This window comes from Streptomyces sp. NPDC025273, from assembly GCF_040638585.1.
Lineage (GTDB): Bacteria > Actinomycetota > Actinomycetes > Streptomycetales > Streptomycetaceae > Streptomyces > Streptomyces cinereorectus.
Genome location: NZ_JBEZYP010000004.1, coordinates 347,574 through 370,811, shown reverse-complemented (window position 1 = coordinate 370,811; position 23,238 = coordinate 347,574). Strand labels below are relative to the sequence as shown.

Annotated in this window: 18 protein-coding genes and 2 pseudogenes; 7 read left to right on the top strand and 13 right to left on the bottom strand. The window is 71.4% G+C overall.

Annotated elements, in window-relative coordinates:
- Positions 1–34 precede the first annotated feature (34 nt).
- The 9 genes from AB0F38_RS10495 to AB0F38_RS10455 all read right to left on the bottom strand — a co-directional run bounded on the left by AB0F38_RS10495 (position 35) and on the right by AB0F38_RS10455 (position 13,466).
- Positions 35–3,742, bottom strand: a complete 3,708-nt coding sequence (locus AB0F38_RS10495; protein ID WP_361889781.1) for a ThuA domain-containing protein — start codon at positions 3,740–3,742, stop codon at positions 35–37.
- 393 nt (positions 3,743–4,135) lie between these two features.
- A complete protein-coding gene (locus AB0F38_RS10490; RefSeq protein WP_361889778.1) occupies positions 4,136–5,140 on the bottom strand; it encodes a sugar phosphate isomerase/epimerase family protein in 1,005 nt (334 codons plus the stop codon).
- Positions 5,141–5,152: 12 nt separating this feature from the next.
- A complete protein-coding gene (locus AB0F38_RS10485; protein WP_361889775.1) occupies positions 5,153–6,379 on the bottom strand; it encodes a Gfo/Idh/MocA family oxidoreductase in 1,227 nt (408 codons plus the stop codon).
- Between the two features lie 47 nt (positions 6,380–6,426).
- Entirely contained in the window at positions 6,427–7,464 is a 1,038-nt protein-coding gene (locus tag AB0F38_RS10480; RefSeq protein WP_361889772.1) for a substrate-binding domain-containing protein, read from the bottom strand.
- Positions 7,465–7,533: 69 nt separating this feature from the next.
- Positions 7,534–8,580, bottom strand: coding sequence for an ABC transporter permease (locus AB0F38_RS10475; RefSeq protein WP_361889769.1), 1,047 nt, complete (start codon positions 8,578–8,580; stop codon positions 7,534–7,536).
- Positions 8,577–10,103 (bottom strand): sugar ABC transporter ATP-binding protein, encoded by a 1,527-nt coding sequence (locus AB0F38_RS10470; RefSeq protein WP_361889766.1) that lies wholly within the window; start codon positions 10,101–10,103, stop codon positions 8,577–8,579. The genes AB0F38_RS10475 and AB0F38_RS10470 overlap by 4 nt, the downstream gene beginning before the upstream one ends.
- 242 nt (positions 10,104–10,345) lie before the next feature.
- Entirely contained in the window at positions 10,346–11,527 is a 1,182-nt protein-coding gene (locus tag AB0F38_RS10465) for an ROK family transcriptional regulator (protein ID WP_361889763.1), read from the bottom strand.
- Positions 11,528–11,747: 220 nt separating this feature from the next.
- On the bottom strand, positions 11,748–12,395 hold the full coding sequence (locus AB0F38_RS10460) for a GntR family transcriptional regulator (RefSeq protein WP_361889760.1): 648 nt from the start codon (positions 12,393–12,395) through the stop codon (positions 11,748–11,750).
- Positions 12,396–12,515: 120 nt separating this feature from the next.
- Positions 12,516–13,466 (bottom strand): beta-ketoacyl-ACP synthase III, encoded by a 951-nt coding sequence (locus tag AB0F38_RS10455; protein ID WP_361889757.1) that lies wholly within the window; start codon positions 13,464–13,466, stop codon positions 12,516–12,518.
- Positions 13,467–13,777: 311 nt separating this feature from the next.
- On the opposite strand from AB0F38_RS10455, the pseudogene AB0F38_RS10450 reads away from it, so the two are divergent.
- Positions 13,778–13,903 (top strand): annotated as a pseudogene (locus tag AB0F38_RS10450) (Fe-S-binding domain-containing protein); the annotation flags it as partial.
- A gap of 10 nt (positions 13,904–13,913) precedes the next feature.
- Positions 13,914–14,762: a formate dehydrogenase accessory sulfurtransferase FdhD gene (fdhD, locus tag AB0F38_RS10445; RefSeq protein WP_361889754.1), complete on the top strand. Its 849-nt coding sequence runs from the start codon at positions 13,914–13,916 to the stop codon at positions 14,760–14,762.
- A 295-nt stretch (positions 14,763–15,057) separates the two neighbouring features.
- Here fdhD and AB0F38_RS10440 read toward each other — a convergent pair whose 3' ends face one another.
- Positions 15,058–15,447, bottom strand: coding sequence for a hypothetical protein (locus AB0F38_RS10440; protein WP_361889751.1), 390 nt, complete (start codon positions 15,445–15,447; stop codon positions 15,058–15,060).
- A 300-nt stretch (positions 15,448–15,747) separates the two neighbouring features.
- Here AB0F38_RS10440 and AB0F38_RS10435 point away from each other — a divergent pair.
- The 3 genes and pseudogenes from AB0F38_RS10435 to AB0F38_RS10425 form a co-directional block, all read left to right on the top strand.
- A pseudogene (locus AB0F38_RS10435) lies at positions 15,748–15,909 on the top strand (LysR family transcriptional regulator); the annotation flags it as partial.
- Positions 15,910–16,137: 228 nt separating this feature from the next.
- Complete coding sequence (locus AB0F38_RS10430; RefSeq protein WP_361889865.1) at positions 16,138–17,937, top strand: AMP-binding protein; 1,800 nt, start codon at positions 16,138–16,140, stop codon at positions 17,935–17,937.
- 169 nt (positions 17,938–18,106) lie between these two features.
- A complete protein-coding gene (locus tag AB0F38_RS10425; protein WP_361889748.1) occupies positions 18,107–18,940 on the top strand; it encodes an aldo/keto reductase in 834 nt (277 codons plus the stop codon).
- A 96-nt stretch (positions 18,941–19,036) separates the two neighbouring features.
- On the opposite strand, the gene AB0F38_RS10420 is transcribed toward AB0F38_RS10425, so the two are convergent.
- Positions 19,037–19,957, bottom strand: a complete 921-nt coding sequence (locus AB0F38_RS10420; RefSeq protein ID WP_361889745.1) for a class I SAM-dependent methyltransferase — start codon at positions 19,955–19,957, stop codon at positions 19,037–19,039.
- Positions 19,958–20,007: 50 nt separating this feature from the next.
- Positions 20,008–20,952 (bottom strand): AraC family transcriptional regulator, encoded by a 945-nt coding sequence (locus AB0F38_RS10415; RefSeq protein ID WP_361889742.1) that lies wholly within the window; start codon positions 20,950–20,952, stop codon positions 20,008–20,010.
- Positions 20,953–21,053: 101 nt separating this feature from the next.
- Between AB0F38_RS10415 and AB0F38_RS10410 the strand changes: the two genes are divergently transcribed.
- Positions 21,054–21,905, top strand: coding sequence for an NmrA family transcriptional regulator (locus AB0F38_RS10410; protein ID WP_361889739.1), 852 nt, complete (start codon positions 21,054–21,056; stop codon positions 21,903–21,905).
- Between the two features lie 54 nt (positions 21,906–21,959).
- Here the strand turns inward: AB0F38_RS10410 and AB0F38_RS10405 are convergent, their stop codons facing one another.
- The gene (locus AB0F38_RS10405) at positions 21,960–22,265 is read right to left on the bottom strand and encodes a 4a-hydroxytetrahydrobiopterin dehydratase (protein WP_361889736.1); all 306 of its coding nucleotides are present in this window, start codon (positions 22,263–22,265) and stop codon (positions 21,960–21,962) included.
- Between the two features lie 58 nt (positions 22,266–22,323).
- On the opposite strand from AB0F38_RS10405, the gene AB0F38_RS10400 reads away from it, so the two are divergent.
- Positions 22,324–23,130, top strand: coding sequence for a helix-turn-helix transcriptional regulator (locus tag AB0F38_RS10400; RefSeq protein ID WP_361889734.1), 807 nt, complete (start codon positions 22,324–22,326; stop codon positions 23,128–23,130).
- Positions 23,131–23,238 lie beyond the last annotated feature (108 nt).

The following is a 23,238-nucleotide window of genomic DNA, read 5'->3' as shown; positions in this document are numbered from 1 at the left end:
GCTTCCCCGCCCACCGTCGGCAGAGGTGGCCGCCCTACGTGGAGGGCAGCTCCTTCAGCTGGATGTCGCGGAAGGAGACCTGGTCGTCGGCCCCGTGGTTCTGCAGGCCGATGTAGCCGTCCTTCAGGCTGCGGACGGGGTCGGTGTTGGTGAAGTCGTTGATCTTCACTCCGTTGAGGAAGATCTGGAGCCGTTCACCCTGGACCTTGATCTCGTAGCTGTTCCACTGGCCGGGCGGCCTGAGCACCCGGTCACGGGCCTTGATGTCGGCCGACTTGAACGTGTAGACGGCCCCGGTGGTGCGGTCCGCCGCGTCCGTGGCGTCGATCTGGATCTCGTAGCCCTTGTCGACCGCCGACCAGGGGTCGTCGGACTCGGGGAAGCCGACGAAGACGCCGGAGTTGTCGTCGCCCGCCATCTTCCAGTCGAGCTTCAGCGAGTAGGACTTCAGCTCCTTGGCCTGGTACGTCAGCAGGCCCATGCCGCCCTCGGAGCGCAGCTCACCGTCGGCGACGGCGAACTTTCCGGGGCCGGCCTGCTTCCAGCCGTCGAGCGTCTTCCCGTTGAAGATCGACCGATAGCCGGTGTCCGGCTTGCAGTTGGCCTTGACCTGTCCGGACGCGTAGCGCAGACCGCCCAGCAGGTGCCGGCGCAGGGCGGGTTCGGCGTAGGACTCCTTGGTGTGGCCGAGGCCGGTGTAGAAGGAGCGCCCGCCCTGGTAGTTCTGGCACCAGGCGATCGGGTGATCACCCTTCATGTTGCCGCCGGTATAACTCGTCTCGTCCAGCGTGGCCAGGACCTGGGCCTTGTCCCGGGGGTTGGTGCGGTAGTTGTACCACTCGTCGGGGCGTTCCCAGGCCTCGTCCAGGTGCGCGGTCGCCGGGTGGTCGTGGTTCTCCACGCGGACGGTCGCGGGCTGGATCTGCGGGTGCGAGTCGAAGTACGCGCCGACGAGCCCGCCGTAGAACTCCCAGTCGTACTCGGTGTCGGCGGCCGCGTGGACGCCCATGTAGCCGCCTCCGGTCGCCACGTAGTTCTCGAACGCCTTCTGCTGGTCCCCGCCCAGGACGTCACCGGTCGTCGACAGGAAGACGACGGCGTCGTACCGGGCCAGGTTGCTGGTGGTGAACTGGCCGGCCTCCTCGGTGGAGTCGACGGTGATGTTGGTGTCCTTGCCGAGTTCCTTCAGGGCGGCGATGCCCGTCGGGATCGAGTCGTGGCGGAAGCCGCCGGTCTTGGAGAAGACGAGGACCCGCTTGGCGGTCCGGTCGACCGGGCTGCTGGAGAGCTCGAAGTCGTCCACGTCGTAGAGTGCTCCGGCGCCGCCCTTGAAGACCAGGAAGAGCTGCGTGGCCTTCTTCAGTGCGCCCCGCAGGGGCACGTCGATGTCCTGGAACGTGTCCCAGCTGCCGGTCACCGGGACGGGCGCCGAGCCGAGGATCTTTCCGGAGGCGGATCCGGCCCGTACCTCCAGGAAGCCTCCGGCGCCCGCGGAGGACGTGCGTGCGGTGAGCTTGGTGGTACCGCCGAGGATGTACGGGGTGAAGGAGATCCAGTCGCCGTTGTGGATGTCTCCGACGGTCCGGCCGCCGTGGGCGCTGGTCTTGCTCGGCGTGGTGATGCCGTTGGAGGCGCTGTAGTGCTCCGCCTGCCGGTGGCGCGGCTGGAGCTGGGCCTGGTCGCGGCCGGTGAGCTCGGCCTGGCCGCCGCCCCCGCCGTCGGTGTACGAGGCCGAGATGCCCCCGTAGATGTTGGCGTTCGGGTCGTGCCCGCCTTCCATGGCGGTCTTGATGGTGCCTTCGCAGCCGTGCTCCGTGGTGATGTCGTGGCCGTGGCTGTCGTGGCCCAGGGTGAACTTGACCTCGACCTCGGTGCAGTCGATGGTGCCGTCCTCGGGGTCGGTGACGGTGACCTTGAAGGGCACCTCGTCGCCGAACTCGAACTGCTGCCCGTCGCTCGGGGCCTGCAGCACGACGGTGGGGGCGGTGTTGCCGACCGTCACGTGCACGCTCGCCGAACCGGTGCGGCCCGTCGGGTCCTTCGCGGTCACGGTCGCGACGTACGTGCCGTTCTTCTTGTACGTGTACGAGGGGTTCGCGGCGGTCGACTTCCCGCCGTCGCCGAAGTCCCAGGCGTAGGCCAGGGCGTCGCCGTCCCCGTCGGTGGTGCCGGCCGAGGAGAACCTCACCCTGAGCGGTGCGACGCCGGAGGTCTTGTCGGACGAGGCCTCGGCGATGGGCGAGCGGCCGCCCGTGGCGTTCTCGATGCGGTACAGCGCGGAGTTCTCGTCGCCACCGAACCAGGCGAGGCCGTAGTCCAGGACGTACAGCGCCCCGTCCGGCCCGAATGCCATGTCCATGACCTGGGTCCCGGACCACGGGACGTCGTTGACGGACGTGACGGCGCCGTCGCCGTCCTGCTCGATGCGCTTGATCCACTGCCGGCCGAACTCACCGGCGAAGAAGTCCCCGTCGTACTCCTCGGGGAACTTGACCGGTGAGTCGAGGTCCGCGTCGTAGTGGTAGACGGGCCCGCCCATCGGGGACTCGGAGCCGGTGCCGAACTCGGGCACGGACGCGCCGTCGTACGGGATCCAGGCGGCCTGCGCCGGGGGGAGGTCCACCAGGCCGGTGTTGTGCCGCGACTCGTTCTTCGGGGCGGCGCAGTCGAAGGGTGCGCCGGAGGTGTTCGTCGCGAAGTCGTAGTCGTTGAAGGCATCGTTGTCACCGGTACAGAAGGGCCAGCCGAAGTTTCCGGGCTCCGTCACCCGGGCGAACTCCACCTGTCCGGCCGGCCCGCGCTTCGGATCGGCGGCGCCCGCGTCGGGGCCGTAGTCACCGACGTACAGGGTGCCGGTGGCCTTGTCGACGCTGAAGCGGAACGGATTGCGGAAGCCCATCGCGTAGATCTCGGCGCGGGTCCTGTCCGTCCCCGGGGCGAAGAGGTTGCCCTCCGGGACCGTGTACGAGCCGTCGTCGGCGACCTTGATGCGGAGGATCTTGCCGCGGAGGTCGTTGGTGTTGCCGGAGGTCCGTCGGGCGTCGAACGCCGGGTTGCGGTCCGGGCGTTCGTCGAGCGGCGCGAATCCGTCGGAGGCGAACGGGTTGGAGTCGTCGCCCGTCGACAGGTACAGGTTGCCCTGCGCGTCGAAGTCGATGTCGCCGCCGACGTGGCAGCAGATGCCGCGGGTGGCGGGGATGTCGAGGACCTTCTTCTCGCTGGCGTTGTCGAGGGTGCCGTCCGCCTTCAGCACGAAGCGGGAGAGGCGGTTCACCCCGTCGAACTTCGCGAAGTCGGCGGCGGTGCCGGTCTCCGGGGCATCGCCGGCGGGGGTGTCCAGCGGAGGTGCGTAGTAGAGGTAGATCGCCCGGTTCTCGGCGAAGTCCGGGTCGATGCCGACGCCCTGGAGCCCTTCCTCGTCGTGCGCGTACACGGGCAGGGTGCCGGAGACGCGGGTGTTGCCCGCGCTGTCGGTGATCCGGAGCTCGCCGTTGCGCGAGGTGTGCAGCACGCTGCGGTCGGGGAGCACGGCCAGCGACATGGGTTCGCCGGTCTCCGCGGCGCCCTTGGCGAGCGTGACCTGCTGGAAGTCCTCGGCGGCGTCCTGTGTGGCCGGGGCCGCCGGCGCCTCGTCGGCGGTGGCGGGCGGGGAGCCCAGGGTGAGGGTGGCGGCGGCGAGCAGTCCGCCGGTGAAGAGGGCGAGTGATTTTCGGGCGCGGAGCCGTCTGCTGCTTCTGTGCACGTGCGTCCTCCGGAGTGTGCCGGTTGTTCGGGCGGATGCGTTCTGCCGTTCCGCGCGGGGACTGCCGCGCTCGTCGCCTGGGCTGCGGGGCCCCGGTGACGCGAGTCATGTCGTGTACACGTATGGGACGGTAGCTGTGTTCGTCCGGTACGGAAACCCCTTGCGCAGGGCCTGAGTTGAACTTCTGTCCGAAGCAGGACAAAGGCGATGGAGGGCACGCCGAACCGCCCCGGGGCGGGCTCCTGCGGGGCCGAATCCAACCCTGTCGGCGGCTCCTCAAGCCCGCCGCCGATGGAGGCGCGGGGGTCCGGGGCGGAGCCCCCGCGCGCCACGGCGGCTCCTCAAGCCCCTGCGGCGATGGAGGAGGGGGTCCGGGGCAGCGCCCCGGGAACCTCAGTCGCCGCCCCCGAACGCCGCGTCGAACGACGCGCTCGGCGGGTCGAAGTCGAACCGTTTCAGCGACGCGAGCGCCTCCGGCGCCCCCGTCAGCCGGTCCATGCCCGCGTCCTCCCATTCCACCGAGACCGGCCCCTGGTACCCGATGGACCGCAGCATCCGGAAGACGTCCTCCCAGGGCACGTCGCCGTGCCCGGCCGAGACGAAGTCCCAGCCCCGCCGCGGATCGCCCCACGGCAGGTGCGAGCCGAGCCGGCCGTTGCGGCCGTCGAGGCGCTTGCGGGCCTCCTTGCAGTCCACGTGGTAGATCCGGTCCCGGAAGTCGTAGAGGAAGCCGACCGGGTCGAGGTCCTGCCACACGAAGTGGCTCGGGTCGAAGTTCAGCCCGAACGCGGGGCGGTGGCCGACGGCCTCCAGGGCGCGGTGCGTGGTCCAGTAGTCGTAGGCGATCTCGCTGGGGTGCACCTCATGGGCGAAGCGCACGCCCTCCGCGTCGAAGACGTCCAGGATCGGGTTCCACCGCTCCGCGAAGTCCTCGTACCCCCGCTCGATCATGTGGGGCGGGACCGGCGGGAACATGGCTACCAGGTGCCAGATCGAGGACCCGGTGAAGCCGATGACCGTGTCCACGCCGAACGCGGCGGCCGCCCGCGCGGTGTTCTTGATCTCCTCCGCGGCCCGCCTGCGTACGCCTTCCGGATCCCCGTCGCCCCAGATCCGGCCGGGCAGGATGCCCTGGTGGCGTTCGTCGATCGGGCTGTCGCAGACCGCCTGGCCCACCAGGTGGTTGGAGATCGCCCAGCACTTCAGCCCGTACGTGTCGAGCAGCTGCCGCCGCCCGTCGAGGTAGCCGGGATCCGCGAGGGCCTTGTCGACCTCGAAGTGGTCTCCCCAGCAGGCGAGTTCGAGGCCGTCGTAGCCGAAGTCCCGGGCGTGCCGGCAGACCTCCTCCAGCGGCAGGTCGGCCCACTGGCCGGTGAAGAGTGTGAACGGACGGGACATGCGCGGGACCTCCTAGAAGGGGACCGGGGTGTGTACGGAGTTCTTCGCGGCGCTCTCCTCGACGGCGGCGAGCACCCGCTGCACCTGGAGCCCGTCGGCGAACGACGGTACGGGCGCGGTCCCCCCGGCGATGGTGCGCACCACGTCACGGGCCTGGTGGACGAACGTGTGCTCGTAGCCCAGCGCATGGCCCGGCGGCCACCACGCCTCCAGGTAGGGGTGCTGGGGCTCCGTGACGAGGATCCGGCGGAAGCCGGCCGAGGTGGCGGGTTCGGTGTGGTCGTGGAAGGACAGTTCGTTGAGCCGTTCGAGGTCGAAGGCGATCGACCCCAGCTCGCCGTTGATCTCCAGGCCCAGGGCGTTCTTGCGGCCCGCCGCCATCCGCGTCGCCTCGAAGGAGGCCAGCGCGCCGGAGGCGAGGCGCCCGGTGAACAGGGCCGCGTCGTCGACGGTGACCGCCCCCCGGGCCGTCCCGCCGACGGCGCCCGACAGCCCGGCCGCCGGGCCTGCGAGGACGGGCCGTTCGCGGACGAACGTCTCGGTCACCGCCGACACCCCGACGAGCAGGTCGCCGGCCAGGTACTGGGCGAGGTCGACGATGTGCGCCCCGAGGTCTCCCAGCGCACCGGACCCGGCGTGCTCGCGCTTGAGCCGCCAGGACAGCGGCGACTCGGGGTCGACCAGCCAGTCCTGGAGGTAGGTGGCCCGCACGTGCCGCAGCGGGCCCAGCCGGCCCTCGGCGATCAGTGTGCGGGCGTAGGTGATGGCGGGCACCTTGCGGTAGTTGAAGCCCACGATCGCCACCTGGCCGCGGGCAGCCGCCCGCTCGGCGGCGTCCACCATGGCCTCCGCCTCGGCGACCGAGTTGGCGAGCGGCTTCTCGCACAACACGTGCTTGCCCGCCTCCAGGGCGGCGATGGCGATCTCCGCGTGGCTGTCGCCCGGTGTGCAGATGTCCACCAGCTGCACGTCGTCCCGGGCGATCAGGGCGCGCCAGTCGGTCTCCGCCGCCGCCCAGCCGTGGCGGGCGGCGGCGGCCTCGACGGCCGCACGGTCGCGTCCGCAGATGGCGGCCAGAGCGGGTCTCATCGGCAGGTCGAAGACGTGTCCGGCGGTGCGCCACCCCTGGGAGTGGGCGGCGCCCATGAACGCGTATCCGACCATGCCGACCCCGAGCGTCGTCGGCTGGGCCGGCGGCGGGGTCTCGGTCTCCTGCTCCGTCTCTTGCCTACGGGCCATGCGGGCTTCCTCCTCGTCGGTGGTTCGGTGGCGGCGGTGGTGCGGGATCAGCTGAAGCCCGTCGGCAGGTACTGGTCGATGTTGTCCTTGGTGACCACGGCCGAGTACAGGGTGAGCGAGGTCGGGATCTCCATCTCGGAGAGGCCCGATACGCCCTTCCCCTGGCCGAGGGCGCGCGCCAGGTCGATGGCGGAGGCGGCCATCGTCGGCGGGTACAGCACAGTGGCCTTCAGGACGCTGTCGTCGGCCTTGATGGCGTCCATCGCGGACTTGGCCCCGGCCCCGCCGACCATGATGAACTCGTCGCGGCCGGCCTGCTGGATGGCCCGCAGGGCGCCCACGCCCTGGTCGTCGTCGTGGTTCCACAGGGCGTCGAACTGCTTCTGTGCCTGCAGGAGTTGAGCCATCTTGGCCTGGCCGGACTCGACGGTGAACTCGGCGGCCTGACGGGCCACCAGCTTGATGTCGGGGTAGTTCTTCAGCGCGTCGGCGAAGCCCTGGCTGCGCTGCTTGGTGAGCTCCAGGTTGTCGATGCCCGCGAGCTCGACGACCTTGGCGTTCGCCTTGCCCTTGAGCTGCTCGCCGATGTAGTGGCCGGCGTTGAGGCCCATGCCGTAGTTGTCGCCGCCGACCCAGCAGCGGTAGGCCTGCGGGGAGGCGAAGATGCGGTCCAGGTTGACCACGGGGATGCCGGCCCTCATCGCCTCCAGGCCGACCTGGGTGAGTGCCTTGCCGTCGGCGGGGAGGATGACGAGGACGTCGACCTTCTTGTTGATGAGGGTCTTGACCTGGCCGATCTGGGCGGCGGTGTCGTTGGAGCCCTCGGTGATCTCCAGGGTCACCTCCGAGTACTTCTCCGCCCGTGACTTGGCGTTCACGTTGATCGCGTTGAGCCAGCCGTGATCGGCCTGTGGTCCGGCGAAGCCGATGGTGACGGGCCTGCCCGGCTTGTCGTCGGCGGCGGGCTGGTTGCCCTGGGCCGTTGCCTGCGCCTTGGGCTCGTTGCTGGTACAGGCGGTGAGGAAGGCTCCCGCGGAGACGGCCGCGGTGCCGAAGAGCAGTCCTCTGCGGCTGGTTTCTGACATGGCTGTCAAACCCTTCATCCGGTGTCTTGGCTACGGAACTGCGGGTGGCTGAGCGGTGACGCGGAGAGGTCAGGTCTCGCCGTTACGGAGCGTGCGGCGCTGGACCAGGACGGCGGCGACGATGATCGCGCCCTTGGCGATCTGCTGGACGTCGCTCTGCAGGTTGTTGAGCGCGAAGATGTTGGTGATCGTGGTGAAGACGAGGACCCCGAGGACGGATCCGACGATCGTGCCGCGGCCTCCGCTGAGGAGGGTGCCGCCGATGATCGCCGCGGCGATGGCGTCGAGTTCGTACAGATTGCCGTTGGTGTTCTGCCCGGAGCCGGACAGGATGATCAGCATGAAGGCGGCGATGCCGCAGCACAGGCCGGAGAGCAGGTAGAGGTAGAGCCGCTGGCGGCGTACGTCGATGCCGGCGAGCCTGGCCGCTTCCGCGTTGCCGCCGATGGCGACCGTACGGCGTCCGAACGTGGTCCGGTTGAGGATCAGCCAGCCGACGACGGTGACCACGGCGAAGACCAGGACCAGGGGCGGTATGCCCAGGACGTACGCGTCGGGCAGGCCCAGGTCGAGGACGGACTGGACGGTGACGATCTGTGTCTTGCCGTCGGTGATCTGCAGGGCCAGCCCGCGGGCCGAGGCGAGCATGGCGAGCGTCGCGATGAAGGGGACCATGCGCCCGTAGGCGATGAGGACCCCGTTGACGAGTCCGGCAGCGAGTCCGACGACCACGGCGGTGAAAAGGATGCCCGCGAAGCCGAAGTCCTGGGTGGCGAGCGTCGTCGCCCAGACGGAGGCGAGGGCGACCATCGCGCCGACCGACAGGTCGATGCCGCCGCCGATGATGACCAGGGTCATGCCGACGGTGACGACCCCGATGACGGAGGACTGCGTCAGGATCAGCTGGAGGTTCCCGGTGTCCAGGAACGCGTCGGGCTCCGTGAGACCGCCGACGGCCACCAGCACGGCGAGTACGCCGAGCAGGGACAGGTTGCGGACGTCGGCGCGCAGGCCGAGCGCGCGCAGACCGCCGGGGGTCGAGGGCGGCGTGGCGGGGCCGGCGGCGGGCCCCTTCTCCGGCCCCTGGTGCTGCGCCGACGGTGCGGGCTGTGTCATGACGTCTGGCTCCCTTCCATGACGAGGTCGAGTACGCGGTGCTCGTCGAGCTCCTGGGCGGCGGCCGTGTGCACGACGCGGCCTTCGCGGAGCACCAGCACCCGGTCGGCGAGGCCCAGCACTTCGGGCACTTCGCTGGAGACGAGCAGAACGGCGAGGCCTTCGTCGGCCAGCCGGCGGATCACGGCGTAGAGCTCGGCGCGCGCGCCGACGTCGACGCCGCGGGTGGGTTCGTCGAGCAGCAGGACCCTGCAGCCGCGCAGCAGCCAGCGGGCCAGGACCGCCTTCTGCTGGTTGCCGCCGGAGAGGGTGCGGACCGCCGCGTCGGGGTTGTCCGGGCGCAGGGAGAGTTCGCGGGTGGCGGCCCTGGCCGCGGCCCGCTCGGCCCCTCGGTCGAGCCAGCCGACGCGGGCGAAGCGGGAGAGGGAGGAGACCGACACGTTGCGGGTGACGGATTCGGTCAGGAGGAGGGCCTGCGCCTTGCGTTCCTCGGGGGCGAGTCCGATGCCGGCGGCGACGGCCGCCCGGACGCTCCCGGGTTTCAGCGGCCGGCCCGCGACGGTGACCCGGCCCGAGGTCGGCTTCCGGGCGCCGTAGACGGTCTCCAGGATCTCGGAGCGGCCCGAGCCGACGAGTCCGGCCAGACCGACGATCTCGCCGGGCCTGAGCTCCAGGTCGACCGGTTCGAACTCGCCCGTGCGGTACAGCCCTTGGACGGTGAGCACGGGCTCCGCCGCGGCGCGCCCGGCGCTGGGGGCGGGCCGCTCGGGGAAGACGTACTCGACGTTGCGGCCGGTCATCATGGCAACGATGTCGCGCGTGGGGGTGGACGCGGCGGGAAGCCCCACGGCGACGGCCCGGCCGTCCTTGAGCACGGTCACCCGGTCCCCGATGCGGCGGATCTCCTCCAGCCGGTGCGAGATGTAGACGACGGCGACCCCGTCCGCGGTGAGGCCGTCGACGATGCGGAAGAGGTTGTCGACCTCGTCGGGGTCCAGGGCGGCGGACGGCTCGTCCATCACGATGAGCCGGACGTCGTGGGAGAGCGCCCGTGCCATGGAGACGATCTGCTGGTGGGCGGCGGAGAGATCACCGACCGCGCGGGCGGGATCGATCTCGGGGTGCCCGAGGCGCTTCAGGAGTGCGGCGGCCGCGGCCTTGGCCTCGCGGGTACGGACGACGAATCCGGCGGTGGTGGGTTCGTGACCGAGGAAGACGTTCTCGGCGACCGACAGGCCCTCGACCAGGTCGAGTTCCTGGTAGATGGTCGCGATGCCCAGACGCATCGCGGAGATCGGCGAGGAGAGTCCGACGGGTTCGCCGCGCCAGGTGATGGCGCCGTCGTCGGGCTGGTGGGCACCGGCCAGCACCTTGATGAGGGTGGACTTTCCGGCGCCGTTCTGGCCGAGGAGGCAGTGGACCTCGCCGGCCTGTACCTCCAGGTCCACGCCGTCGAGGGCGCGCACCCCGGGGAAGGACTTGGTGATGCCGGACATCGTGAGCAGGGGTGGTTCAGGTGCCATGACGGATCCCCTCGGCGAACAGGGTCTCCCCTGCTCGGAGCGAGGCCGAGAGGTCGGGGAAGGCCGGTGAGCGGGCAGGGCGCAGTTCCGGCGGTGCCGTACTGCTGACGGAACTGCTGGTGCGTGCGGTGCGGGGCGGAGCTCGGATCGGACTGTTTCGCGGACGTTGCTGCGGAGCGCGGATCAGGCTGCTTGCGACGGTGGCTGTGCGGCGTGTGCCGAACGGCGCACCGGCCCGGACGTCAGGCCGGCGAGAACAGGTGGTCGCTGATGAGCCTGGCCGCGCCGATCACTCCGGCGGTCGGCCCCAGCTCACCGAGGACGATGGGGAGGTTGCCCGTGGCCAGCGGCAGGGACTGCCGGTAGACCTGGGTCCGGACACTGGCCAGCAGGTTGTGGCCGAGCCCGGTCACCCCGCCGCCGATGACGACGAGGCCCGGGTTGAAGAAGCTGACGAGTCCGGCGATGACCTGGCCGACCCTGTTGCCGCCTTCGCGGATCAGGTCCAGTGCGGTGGGGTCCCCGGCGGCCGCGGCGGCGGCCACGTCGACGGCCGTGAGGGTCCCGGCCGCGTCCAGCCGGGCCGCCAGCTCCGCCGACCGGCCCGCGCGGGCGGCGTCCTCGGCGTCACGGGCGAGGGCGGCGCCGCTGAAGTGGGCTTCCAGGCAGCCCCGGTTGCCGCAGGCGCAGGAGCGTCCGTCGGGTTCCACCTGGATGTGCCCGATGTCGCCCGCGCTGCCTGTCGTACCGCGGTAGACCTGGCCGCCGACGACGATGCCGCAGCCGATACCCGTACCGATCTTGACGCAGAGGAAGTCGCCCACGGAACGGGCGACGCCCGCGTGCTGCTCCCCCATCGCCATCAGGTTCACGTCGTTGTCGACCATGACGGGGCAGCCCAGCTCCTGGCTGAGCGCCTCGCGGACCGGGAAACCGTCCCAGCCCGGCATGATCGGCGGTGCGACCGGCACGCCCTCCGGGAAGCGGACCGGTCCCGGTACGCCGATGCCGGCGCCGTCGAATCCTTCGGCGAGGCCGGAGGCCCGGAGCTTGGCCGCCATCGACAGCACCTGCTCGAAGACGGCGACCGGTCCCTCGCGTACGTCCATGGGGTGGTTGAGGTGTCCGAGCACCTCCAACTCGGCGTTGGTGACGGCCACGTCGATGGAGGTGGCGCCGATGTCGACGCCGAGGAAGCGCAGTGCGGGGGCGAGCCGGATGTTGTGCGAGCGGCGTCCGCCGCGGGAGGCGGCGAGCCCGTCGGCGACGACGAGTCCGGTCTCCAGCAGCCGGTCCACCTCGACCGCGAGCTTGGAGCGCGAGAGGTCTACCTGATCCCCCAGCTGCGCACGGGAGTTGGGCCCTCCGTCGCGCAACAGCCGGAGCAGCCGCGCCTGATGCGCGTTCGCGGGTCGTGCCGTCATCCGTCTCACGCGTCCCTCCCCGCCACATCGGCCAGTCCGTCGGGCTTTCGAGTGGGAACGTAGCAGCGCTTCGCCGGAGTGGGAAGAAGTTGCGCAGGAATCCACTCCAACTTTCTCCACACTCAGGACAAAGACGAGCCCGATGACAGGGCGGCGCGCCGCCGGGCACGCGTGGAAGGCCGGGACGCATCCGTCCCGGCCTCCGGTCCGCTTCGGGCGGTCAGCCCTTTCCGTGCTGGTGGTACGTCGTGCGCGTGTGCTCCGTGTGCGCCCGCATGATCTCGGCCGCCCGCTCTTCGTCCCGCGAGGAGATCGCCTCGGTCAGCCCGCGGTGCTCGGCCCAGGACCGGATGCCGCGCTGCCGGGCCGCCGGCGGGTGGTACCAGCGGAGCCGGCGGTCGACCTGCGCGGCCAGCCCGGAGAGGACGACGTTGCCGGCCAGCTCCCTGACCTTGGCGTGGAAGGCCGCGTTCGTGGCGACGGCGAGGTCCACATCGTCCGCGGCGACGGCCCGCTCCCCCCGGGAGCAGAGCTCCTGGAGGGCCTCGATGCCCGCACTGCCGGAGTGGGCCGCGGCGAGCCGCGCCGCCTCGGCCTCCAGGAGCGTACGGACCGAGAGCAGCTGGTCCGCCTCCTCCTCGGTGGGTTCGTGGACGAAGGCACCCTGCGCGGGGCGCAGATCGACCCAGCCCTCGGTGTTCAGCCGCTGGAGCGCCTCGCGGACCGGCTGGCGCGACACTCCGAGATGGCCGGCCAGTTCGCTCTCGACCAGATGCTGGCCGGGGCCGAGCGCCCGCGTGGTGATCAGCTCCAGCAGTGCCTCGTAGACGCGCTCGCGCAGCGGGCCCGGCCGCTCGAGCTTCGGCACCGTTCCTTGCGGCAGTCCTGCGGACGACTTCACGGTCCCCTCCGGGCGCCGGGGCAATTGCCTATCGTCTACAGTCTACCGAGCACGATGCCGCACCCGGAGAAACGATCCCGCGCACGCTCAGGGGCAGCGGATCACCTGGCCCGCGTACGAGAGATTCCCGCCGAAGCCGAAGAGCAGGGCCGGCGCGCCGCTCTCGACCTCGCCCCTTTCCAGCAGCTTGGACAGGGCCATCGGGATCGACGCGGCGGAGGTGTTTCCGGAATCCACCACATCGCGGGCGATGACGGCGTTGACCGCGCCGATTTTCCTGGCGACGGGTTCGATGATCCGCAGGTTGGCCTGGTGCAGTACGACGGCGGCGAGGTCCTCGGGGGTGACACCCGCCCGCTCGCAGACCTTGCGGGCGATCGGCGGCAGCTGGGTGGTCGCCCAGCGGTAGACGGACTGGCCCTCCTGCGCGAACCGCGAGGGCGTGCCCTCGATGCGCACGGCGTTGCCCATCTCCGGCACCGAACCCCACAGGACGGGGCCGATCCCTGGCCGGTCACCGGCGTCCGGGTCGGCGACGACGACGGCGGCCCCCGCGCCGTCCCCCATCAGGACGCAGCTGGAACGGTCGGTCCAGTCGACGATGTCGCCCATCTTGTCGGCACCGATGACCAGGGCGCGGGTGGCGGCACCGGCCCGGATCGTGTGGTCCGCGGTGGCCAGCGCGTGGGTGAACCCGGAGCAGACCACGTTGATGTCCATCACGGCCGGCGAACCCATGCCCAGGCGGGCGGCCACCCGGGCCGACATGCTCGGCGAGCGGTCGATCGCGGTGGAGGTGGCGACCAGGACCAGATCGATGTCCGTCGGATGGAGACCGGCCGTGGCCAGTGCCTTGGCAGCCGCGTGCGCGGCCAGCTCGTCCACCGGCTCGTCGGGCCCGCCCAGGTGCCGGGTCTTGATGCCGACACGGCTGGTGATCCACTCGTCGCTGGTGTCGACCATGGCCGCCAGGTCGTGATTGGTGAGCACCTTGGCGGGCTGATAGTGGCCGAGCGCCACGACACGTGAGCCGGTCATGTACGGGTTCTCCTCGCTACGGATGGCAGGAACCACCCAGTCTTGGTTGCTACCGATCGGTACAAGGGCACGTAACCCCACAGGAATACGGGCCGGAGGTTGGAGCGTCCCGAGGGCCTTCCCGGGAACTTTCGCGCCACCCGCGATCCCGCCCGCCGGTACGGTCACCGCGAAGGCCCGGAAGGCACACCCTGTCATGGCCCGATCCCCGCTCCACCGAAGGCATACTGTAGACAATGTTCTCCCACGTGAGCCCGGTGGCTGCCGGTTCCTGAACCCCGCGGCGCACCCGTGCGTGCGGTCGAGCACCCTGCCGGGTGACCCTCCGTGCGCGGGACGACAAGATCGTCCGGGTCACCTCGCCGCACGAGCACCGGGTGACCCATGGCAACCTCTGTAGCAAGGGCCGGTTCGGCTTCCCACACGTAAAGAATCGGGTTATCGGCTATGGGACGGGTCACCGAGCGTCGCCGCACCATCCGCATCCGGGACGGGGCGGTCACCACCCGGCCCGACACCCTCGTCGCCGAGGAGCCTCTGGAGATCAGGCTGAACGGCAGGCCGCTCGCCATCACGATGCGCACCCCGGGCGACGACTTCGCGCTCGCGGCCGGCTTCCTGGTGAGCGAGGGGGTGATCGGTGAGGGCTCCGATGTGCGGTCCATCGTGTACTGCGCCGGGGCGACGGCGGACGGCGTGAACACGTACAACGTGGTGGACGTGACGCTCGCGCCGGGCGTCGAGGTCCCCGACATCACGCTGGAACGCAATGTGTACACCTCGTCGTCCTGCGGGCTCTGCGGCAAGGCCAGCCTCGACGCCGTACGCACCACGACGCGCCACCCGGTCGCCGACACCCCCCCGCTCCGGGTGGAGCCCGCGCTGCTCTCCGTCCTCCCCGACCGGCTGCGCGCGGCGCAGCGGGTCTTCGACCGGACCGGCGGCCTGCACGCCGCAGCGCTGTTCTCGCCGGAGGGCGAGCTGATGGACGTCCAGGAGGACGTCGGCCGCCACAACGCGGTCGACAAGCTCGTGGGGCGGGCCCTGACGGACGACCGGCTGCCGCTCTCGCGGTCGATCCTGCTGGTGTCGGGCCGCGCCTCCTTCGAGCTGGTGCAGAAGGCGGTGATGGCCGGGATCCCGATGCTCGCGGCGGTCTCGGCACCGTCGTCACTGGCCGTGGACCTCGCGGCCGAGAGCGGACTGACCCTCGTCGGTTTCCTGCGGGGTCCGTCCATGAACGTGTACGCGGGTGACCACCGCATCGTCCTGGAGGCGGCGGTGGGCGGGGGCTGAGGCGGCCCGTCCGCCGCACGCGTCAAGGGGCCGGCCGACGGGGAGCGCCCCCCTGCACCGGCCGGACCCTCTCCTGCGCGCCTCGGACGCCTGCGACGCCGTTGACCGGTGCCTGGTCAACGCGGCCGTCTCAGGCGAGGGTGGCGCCAGGCCCGCACCACGCTGCTCGATGCCGTCGCACGCCACCACCACGCTCACCTGCTCGCCGCCATCGTCGAGCTCGGCGGTGAGCTGGAGCTCCCAGCTACCCGTCACGGGCGCTTCAGGGGCGCGGTCATCCCAGAAGGCCGCGCGGTCAGCGCCGGCCGCCGCCGATGCGGCGGTCGTCGGCCAGTGCGGTCAGCGGGCCGTACTCGCGGGCAAGCTCGTTCCACGTCAGAACCTCGCCACAGCGGGCCGGGAACTCCTTCGGGTTGAACTCGGGCATGGTCCAGGTGCCAGTGCCCCGGTCCCGCAGCCACAGGTCCCCGTCACCGTCGACCACGGTCGGCGGGACCGGTACGGGCTCGGCCTGATCGGTGGGCTCCCAGGTGACCCGGCCCGGGTGGGAAACGCGGCGCAGCTCGGTGGTGGCCAGCCGCGCGGCCAAGTCACGGGTGGACTCTTCGGCGTCCTTGACCGACGCGAGTCGGAATGCGTCGTCAAGTACGGGCAGGGCTGGATTCTTGCTGCGCTTTGAACTCATACGCTGACTACCTCCGGTGGGGGGCGTCACATCCGTTATGGCACCCCGTAGAGGAACACGATATCCGAGGCGGGAGCCGGGCCGGCTACGACCACTGTCCAGGTGGAGGCGCCGGCACACCGGGCGGTGGGGCTAGGTGGTGAGCTGGTCCTGGACGTGGCGCAACCCGTGGCGGTAGCGCTCAGATATGGCGGTCCGGGTCGGAGAAGGTGAGGCCGCCGGGATAAATGACAAGCTCAACTCAGAGGTGCGGCCGGCTCCGGGATGTACCGGACGTCCTTGAGAGGCGCTGCCGGCTGGGCGGGTCCGCCGGAGCTCGGCGAGGTGGATTTCGTCCTGGTGCACGGGCGGCGCGGGGACGCGGCCCAGGAGGCGGCCGATGCCCTGGCCGGGGCGATCCTGGCGGGCGGCGACCGGCTGTACCGCGGTCCCGGCACGCCCCCGAGCACGGCGCCCGCGTAAGCGCGGCGTACAGATTCGGTGGAGATTCCCACGCGAGCTACTTACCCGGCGGTCAGAAGTCCGCCCGAGCCCGGCCCATCTGGCCCGATTTCTGTCGCTGACCTGTTCGGATGCCTCGATTTCAGGAGACTTCGGACCCTCCCGCCGCCCCGCCGGTTGGGGTAGCGTCGCGGCGCCGTGCGGAGCGCCACAAGGAGCAGGTCATTGCGCGAGTTCACTGTCCCACCCCTGGCCGCCGCCCCTCAAGTAGGCGGCCTCGCCGACACCGTCTTCGACTATGCGGAGGACGATCCGCACCGGATCACCCTCGGCCGCAAGGACGCCGACGGACAGTGGCACGACGTCACCGCCGCCACCTTCCGCGACGAGGTGCTGGCGCTGGCCAAGGGTCTGATCGCGCACGGCGTCCGGTTCGGCGACCGGGTCGCCCTGATGTCCCGCACCCGCTACGAGTGGACGCTCTTCGACTTCGCCCTCTGGACCGTGGGCGCGCAGTCCGTGCCCGTCTACCCGACGTCGTCGGCCGAGCAGGTCCTGTGGATGCTGCACGACGCCGAGGTCGCGGCCGTCATGGTCGAGCACGAGGACCATGCGATGACGATCGGCTCGGTGATCGACCGGCTGCCGCGTCTGAAGCGGCTCTGGCAGCTGGACGCCGACGCGGTGACCGAGCTCGTCGACGCCGGGGTCCAGATCGACGACGAGGTGGTGCACCGGCACCGTCGCGCCGTGACACCCGACTCGGTGGCGACCCTGATCTACACCTCCGGCACGACGGGACGCCCCAAGGGCTGCGTGATCACCCACGCCAACTTCATGTTCGAGTCCGACACCATGGCCGCCCGCTGGGCGCCGGTCTTCCGCTCCAGGCCCGGCGACGAGTCCGCGACGCTGCTCTTCCTGCCGCTCGCCCACGTCTTCGGCCGCATGGTGGAGATCGCGGCGCTGCGGGGCCGGGTGAAGCTGGGCCACCAGCCGGAGCTGTCGGCGAAGGCGCTGATGCCGGACCTCGTGTCGTTCCGGCCGAGCTTCATCCTCGCGGTGCCGCACATCTTCGAGAAGGTCTTCGGCGGAGCGCGGCGCAAGGCGGAGACGGAAGGCCGCCTCGGACCGTTCGACAAGGCCGTCGAGGTCGCGGTGCAGTACGCGGAGGCGATGGAGGAACGGGCCTTCGGCACGGGTCCCGGGCCCTCCGCCGGGCTGCGGATGCGGCACCAGTTCTTCGACAAGGTCGTCTTTCGCAAGGTCCGCGAGGCCATGGGCGGCCGGATGCGGCACGCGATGTCGGGCGGTTCCGGCATGGACCGGCGGCTGGGCCTGTTCTTCGAGGGTGCGGGCGTCACGATCTACGAGGGGTACGGACTCACCGAGACGACCGCCGCCGCCACGGCCAATCCGCCCGAGCGCACCCGCTACGGCACCGTCGGCCTGCCGATCCCCGGGACCAGCGTGCACATCGCCCGGGACGGCGAGGTGTGGGTGCACGGCGCCAACGTGTTCTCCGGATACCTGGGCGACCCCAAGGCCACCGACGCCGTGCTGCACGACGGCTGGCTGGCCACCGGCGACCTGGGGGCGCTCGACGAGGACGGCTATCTGACCATCACCGGACGCAAGAAGGAGATCCTGGTGACGTCCGGCGGCAAGAGCGTGTCACCGGCCGGCCTGGAGGAGCGGGTGCGCGCGCACCCGCTGGTGGCGCAGTGCATCGCCGTCGGCAACGACCGGCCCTACATCGCCGCGCTGGTGACCGTGGACCAGGAGTCGGTGGACCACTGGCTCGGCATGCAGGGCCGGACGCCGAAGCCCGTCGCGGACCTGGTGCGCGACCCCGACCTGGAGATGGAGGTCCGGCGGGCGGTGGTGGCGGCGAACACCGCGGTGTCGCAGGCGGAGTCCATCCGTACGTTCCGGATCCTGGCGCATCCGTTCACCGAGGAGCACGGTCTGCTGACGCCGTCGCTCAAGCTGAAGCGGAAGGCGATCGAGACGGCGTACGCGGTCGAGATCGACGCCCTCTACCGCTGAGCCGGCCCCGCCCACCGCTCGGCCGGGATACGCTTCCTGACGGAACGTCACGCGTCCTCTCCGTTCCGCCTCGTTCTTCCGTCCGCCGGTTCGTCGCAGGTGGGGATGCGCAGGCCGCGTTGATCGTTCCTCCGGGAGAACCGACCGACGACGTAAGGATCGACTGCTCGTGAGCCAGGTCCCTTCCCTCACCCTGAACAACGGCCTCGCAATGCCGCAGCTCGGCTTCGGTGTCTGGCAGGTGCCGGACCGCGAGGCCACGAAGGCCGTGGCCACGGCCATCGAGGCCGGATACCGGAGCATCGACACCGCCGCGGTCTACGGCAACGAGTCGGGCACCGGAAAGGGCATCGCGGCCTCCGGTGTGGCGCGCGACGAGCTGTTCGTCACCACCAAGGTGTGGAACAGCGACCAGGGCTACGACTCGACGCTGCGTGCCTTCGACACCTCGCTGGACCGGCTCGGCCTGGACCACGTCGACCTCTACCTGATCCACTGGCCGGTGCCGGCCAAGGACGCCTACGTCGACACGTACAAGGCCCTGGAGAAGATCCACGCCGACGGCCGTGCGAAGTCCATCGGTGTGTCGAACTTCTTCCCGGCGCATCTGGAGCGCCTGATGGGCGAGACCTCCGTCGTGCCCGCCGTCAACCAGATCGAGCTCCACCCGCAGTTCCAGCAGGCCGAGGCCCGCGCCTTCCACGCCCGGCACGGCATCGTCACCGAGGCCTGGTCGCCGCTGGGACAGGGCAAGGGCCTGACGGTCCCGACCGTCGTCGCGATCGCCCGGAAGCACGGCAGGACCCCCGCCCAGGTGGTGCTCCGCTGGCACCTGCAGACGGGCCACGTCGCGATCCCGAAGTCCGTGACCCCGTCGCGGATCGTGGAGAACCTCGGCGTGTTCGGCTTCGAGCTGGACGCCGACGACCTGGCCGCGTTCGCCGCACTCGACGAGGGCAGGCGCATCGGCGCCGACCCGGGCGCCTTCAACCTCGGTGCCTGAGGCTCCCGCCGCTTCGGCCGAGGACGACGGCGACGTCCGGCAGCGGGAGGACGCCGCGTGGTGGCGGCCGGTGCGGGTGGCTGATTCCTGACGCTGTCAGTCGGTGGTACGGGGCGCCCGCCGGGCGAGATGCACGGTGCGCGCGGACAGGGTGAAGACGTCCGGGCGCAGCCGGAGCCCGGCGGGGTCGGCGGGATCGAGCAGCCGGTCGAGCGTGGCGGTGTCCTCGGCCGTCAGGCGGTCCGCGAACGCCTCGCGCCTGCGGGCGAAGTCCGTGACGGCACGGTCGAGCGCGGCGGCGGGCAGCGGGGCCGGAAGATCGAGCAGGAAGCTGCGGGTGCCCTGGGGCTCCAGGCCCACGGCCGCGAACAGGGCGCTCCAGTCCTCGGTCTCCCGGGTGGTCTCCGGCAGTGCGGCGCGCATGTCCTCGAACCGGTCCGCGGAGACGACGTCGAGCCTGGCCTCCAGTCCGGGCCTGCCGAAGCCGATGTCACGCGGGAGGTACCGGGTGGCCAGCCCGCCCTCGACCAGGGCGACGGTGCCGCCGGGCCTGAGCAGCCTGGCGAAGCCGGCCAGAGCGCCTCGCTGGTCGCCGACGTGGTGCAGCATGTTGCCCGCCCAGATCAGATCGGCCTCGCCCAACGTCCCCAGGTCCTGCGGGAGTTCCGCATGCAGGGTGCGTACGCGCTCCCCCGCCCCGTGCCGCTCCGCGCGGGCCCTGGTGCGCTCCAGGAGGGCGGGGGTGCCGTCCACGGCGAGGATCTCGGCCTCGGGGAACACGTCGGCCAGCAGGCAGCTGACCACACCGGGGCCGCAGCCGATGTCGAGGACCCGGCGCACCCGCGGTGCGGTGGGCAGGCCCGCGATCCAGCGGGCGGCCTCCTCGTACTGCGGGCTGCCGAGCTCGGCCTCCTGCTCCAGCACCGGTGCCACGACGTCCCAGTCGAAGTCGTCGGAGTGGTGCTCATGGGTGTGGGCGTGGCCCTCGGCGCGCGCGTGCGCGGTGTGCTTGCTCATGGGGCTCAGCTTCCACGGGAATGCCTCTCCAGGCGATTCTCCTTGCCGGTTCAGCAAACGGGTTTCCCGTTACGGTATTCCTGTGGGCTGAGGCCCCGTACCCGTTTGAAGGCGGCGCTGAAGGCGAAAGAGCCGCTGTAGCCCACCTTGCGTGCGACGGTCTCCACCGTCACGTCCGTCTCCCGCAGCAGGTCCGCGGCCAGGGCGAGGCGCCAGCCGGTGAGGTAGGCCATCGGCGGCTCCCCGACCAGTTCGGTGAACTGCCGCGCGAGCCCGGCCCGGGAGACTCCGGTCCTGGCGGCCAGCGACGCGACCGTCCAGGGGTGGGCCGGCGCGTCCTGCAGGAGTCTCAGCGCCCGGCCGACGACCGGGTCGCCCAGGGCCAGGTACCATCCCGGTGCCTCGGCCCCGGGCCGGGCGAACCAGGTGCGGAGCACCGCGATCAGCAGCAGGTCCAGCAGGCGGTCCAGGACGACGCCCTGGGCCGGTTCGTCCTGGGAGATCTCGGCCTCGAACAGCTTCAGCAGCGGGCCGCTGCGGGCGTCCGGGGGGAGCCGGAGGAGCGGCGGCAGCGCGTCGAGCAGACGCCGGCTGATCTCCCCGTCGAGCGCGTACGTGCCCACCAGCAGGGAGGCCGCGCCGTCGGGCGCGTTGCCCCAGGTGCGTACCCCCAGCCGCATCGACTCGGCGAGCGGCTCCCCGTGGAGCGTGCTGCAGACACCGCCGGGTCCGACGCGGGCATGCGGGACGGAGCCGGGCCGGTCTGCCACGGTGTACGGCTCCGGGCCGCGCATGACGGCGATGTCCCCCGGGCCCAGCAGGACGGGTTCGGCCCCGCCCGGCGGAAGGATCCACGCCTCGCCCCGGGTCACGGACATCAGGCAGAGCGGCGCGCGGTCCTCGACCCTGACCGCCCAGGGCGGATCCATCACCATCCGGAGCAGAAAGGCGCCCCGGGCCCTCGGTCCGTCCAGCAGCCCGGCAAGTGCGTCCATGCCGGCCAGCCTAGGACCCCCGGGACCTGCGTGGACGCACGCGTATGGAGTTGAGCCCCTGGAGGATGTTCCGTGCCGGGCATCCCGGCGAGCCTTGGACCATGACGACGAACAGGGAACTTCAGAAGCAGGACACCGTGCTGGTGACGAGCGGCACGGGCAAGACGGGCCGCCGGGTGGTGGAGCGGCTCACCGCCCTCGGCGTCCCGGTCCGGTCGGGTTCGCGTGGCGGCGGCGTGCCCTTCGACTGGGAGGACGAGTCCGGCTGGGAGCCCGCCCTGCGGGGCGTGGACGCGGCGTACGTCGCGTACTACCCGGATCTGGCGGCCCCCGGCGCACCGGAGGCGATGGCCGCCTTCGGACGGATCGCGGCCGGCAGCGGCGTACGCCGGGTGGTGCTGCTCTCCGGTCGCGGTGAGCCGCAGGCCGTGGTCGCGGAGGAGGCGCTGCGGGAGGCGGCGACGGGCGTCGAACTCACCGTTCTGCGCTCGGCGTTCTTCGCGCAGAACTTCAGCGAGGGCGCGCTGCTGGACGGCGTGCTCGGGGGCGAGCTGGTCTTCCCGGCGGGCTCCGCGGCCGAGCCGTTCGTGGACGCGGACGATCTGGCCGATGTGGCCGTGGCCGCGCTCACCGGGGGCGGTCCGGCGGGAGCGGTCCACGAGCTGACGGGACCGCGGCTGCTGACCTTCGACGAGGTGGCCGCGGAGCTCACCGCGGTGACGGGGCGCCCGGTGCGGTACGTGCCGGTTTCCGGTCCGGCGTACGCGGCGGTACTGGAGGACTGTGGCCTGCCCGCGGCCGAGGCGGGTTTCCTGGCGGACCTGTTCACGATGCTGCTGGACGGTCACAACGCGACGACGACGCACGGGGTGGAGCGGGCCCTGGGCAGGGAGGCGAAGGACTTCACCGCGTACGCGCGCGATGCCGCCGAGGACGGCGCCTGGCACCGGTGAGTGTGCTCAGCCGGCTCACCGCCTCACGGCGCCGCGCCCCGGCGCCGTGAGGCGTCACTCCGCGCCGTGGCCCGCCGCAACCGCTTCCACCCGCCCGGCGAGTGTCAGGTCCTTCCGCGTGACCGCGCCGCCCGCGTCATGGGAGTTCACGGCGAGGCGGACGGTGTTGTAGCCGAGCGTCAGATCCGCGTGGTGGTTGAGCTCCTCCTGGATCTGCGCAACGTGGACGGTCAGCCCGGTGGCGGCGAAGTGGGAGGGCAGCCGGTAGGTACGGGTGATCCTGTTCTCCTCCAGCCGCCAGCCGGGCAGGTCGCGCAGCCCGGCCTCGATGTCGTGCGCGGACAGTGGTTCAGCGGGCATGCGAGGCTCCTGCCGGGATCGACGTGATCAGCACTGCCGGTGACGTTACGGTCTGGGTATGACAACTGTCGCGCTTGACACGGGGGTAGGGCCACTGCTGCGCGGCTGGCGGGAACAGCGGCGGATCAGCCAGCTGGAGCTGGCGCTGCGCGCGGATTCCTCGGCCCGGCACATCTCGTTCGTCGAGACGGGCCGCGCGCGTCCCAGCGAGCAGATGATCCTGCGGCTGGCCGATCACCTCGACATTCCGGTCCGGGAGCGCAACGCACTGCTGGTGGTGGCCGGTTACGCGCCCCGCTTCGCGGAGACGTCCCTCGACGACCCGTCGATGGGCGCACTGCGCGAGGCCGTGGAACGGCTGCTGGCCGGCTACGAACCGTATCCGGCCCTCGTCGTCGATGCCACGTACACGGTGGTGGCCGCCAACCGGGGGATCCAGGTCCTGCTGGAGGGGGTGCCCGAGCATCTGCTGACCCCGGCGCCGAATGCCATGCGACTCACCCTGCACCCGGAGGGTCTGGCCCCGCGCATCCTGAACCTGCCGGAGTGGCGAGCCGATCTGCTGGCCCAGATGGAACGTCAGATCGCCCTGGTCCGCTCCGCCGAGCTGCGCTCCCTGTACGAGGAGGTCGCCGCCTACCCCGTACCCGAGCCGCCGCGGTGCGCCCCGGCCGCGGTGGGCGGGGGCGTTCCCTCGCTCGCGCTGCCGCTGCGGATCCTGCACGAAGGGCAGGTGCTCTCGTTCATCGCGTCCATCGCGACGTTCAACACCCCGATGGACATCACCGTGGCCGAGCTCGCCATCGAGACGTTCCTGCCGGCCGACCGGTCCACCGCCGACCGTCTGCACGCGCTCCTGCGGTGACGGGCGGCGGGCGGGTCCGGGGCAGCGGCGCGGACCGGGTGCACGGCCGGTCCGCCGGTCCGCGCCCCGGTCGTGGAGGAGACGAGGGCGAGCCGCGAGTAGCCCGCC

Excerpts from the sequence above, each read along its gene's own strand:
- AB0F38_RS10415 (WP_361889742.1), bottom strand. The coding sequence starts at position 20,952 with ATGGACGCACTTGCCGGGCTGCTGGACGGACCGAGGGCCCGGGGCGCC.
- AB0F38_RS10455 (WP_361889757.1), bottom strand. The coding sequence starts at position 13,466 with ATGACCGGCTCACGTGTCGTGGCGCTCGGCCACTATCAGCCCGCCAAG.
- AB0F38_RS10490 (WP_361889778.1), bottom strand. The coding sequence starts at position 5,140 with ATGTCCCGTCCGTTCACACTCTTCACCGGCCAGTGGGCCGACCTGCCG.
- fdhD (WP_361889754.1), top strand. The coding sequence starts at position 13,914 with ATGGGACGGGTCACCGAGCGTCGCCGCACCATCCGCATCCGGGACGGG.
- AB0F38_RS10465 (WP_361889763.1), bottom strand. The coding sequence starts at position 11,527 with ATGACGGCACGACCCGCGAACGCGCATCAGGCGCGGCTGCTCCGGCTG.
- AB0F38_RS10480 (WP_361889772.1), bottom strand. The coding sequence starts at position 7,464 with ATGTCAGAAACCAGCCGCAGAGGACTGCTCTTCGGCACCGCGGCCGTC.
- AB0F38_RS10420 (WP_361889745.1), bottom strand. The coding sequence starts at position 19,957 with ATGAGCAAGCACACCGCGCACGCGCGCGCCGAGGGCCACGCCCACACC.
- AB0F38_RS10400 (WP_361889734.1), top strand. The coding sequence starts at position 22,324 with ATGACAACTGTCGCGCTTGACACGGGGGTAGGGCCACTGCTGCGCGGC.
- AB0F38_RS10440 (WP_361889751.1), bottom strand. The coding sequence starts at position 15,447 with ATGAGTTCAAAGCGCAGCAAGAATCCAGCCCTGCCCGTACTTGACGAC.
- AB0F38_RS10405 (WP_361889736.1), bottom strand. The coding sequence starts at position 22,265 with ATGCCCGCTGAACCACTGTCCGCGCACGACATCGAGGCCGGGCTGCGC.
- AB0F38_RS10470 (WP_361889766.1), bottom strand. The coding sequence starts at position 10,103 with ATGGCACCTGAACCACCCCTGCTCACGATGTCCGGCATCACCAAGTCC.
- AB0F38_RS10475 (WP_361889769.1), bottom strand. The coding sequence starts at position 8,580 with ATGACACAGCCCGCACCGTCGGCGCAGCACCAGGGGCCGGAGAAGGGG.
- AB0F38_RS10485 (WP_361889775.1), bottom strand. The coding sequence starts at position 6,379 with ATGGCCCGTAGGCAAGAGACGGAGCAGGAGACCGAGACCCCGCCGCCG.
- AB0F38_RS10410 (WP_361889739.1), top strand. The coding sequence starts at position 21,054 with ATGACGACGAACAGGGAACTTCAGAAGCAGGACACCGTGCTGGTGACG.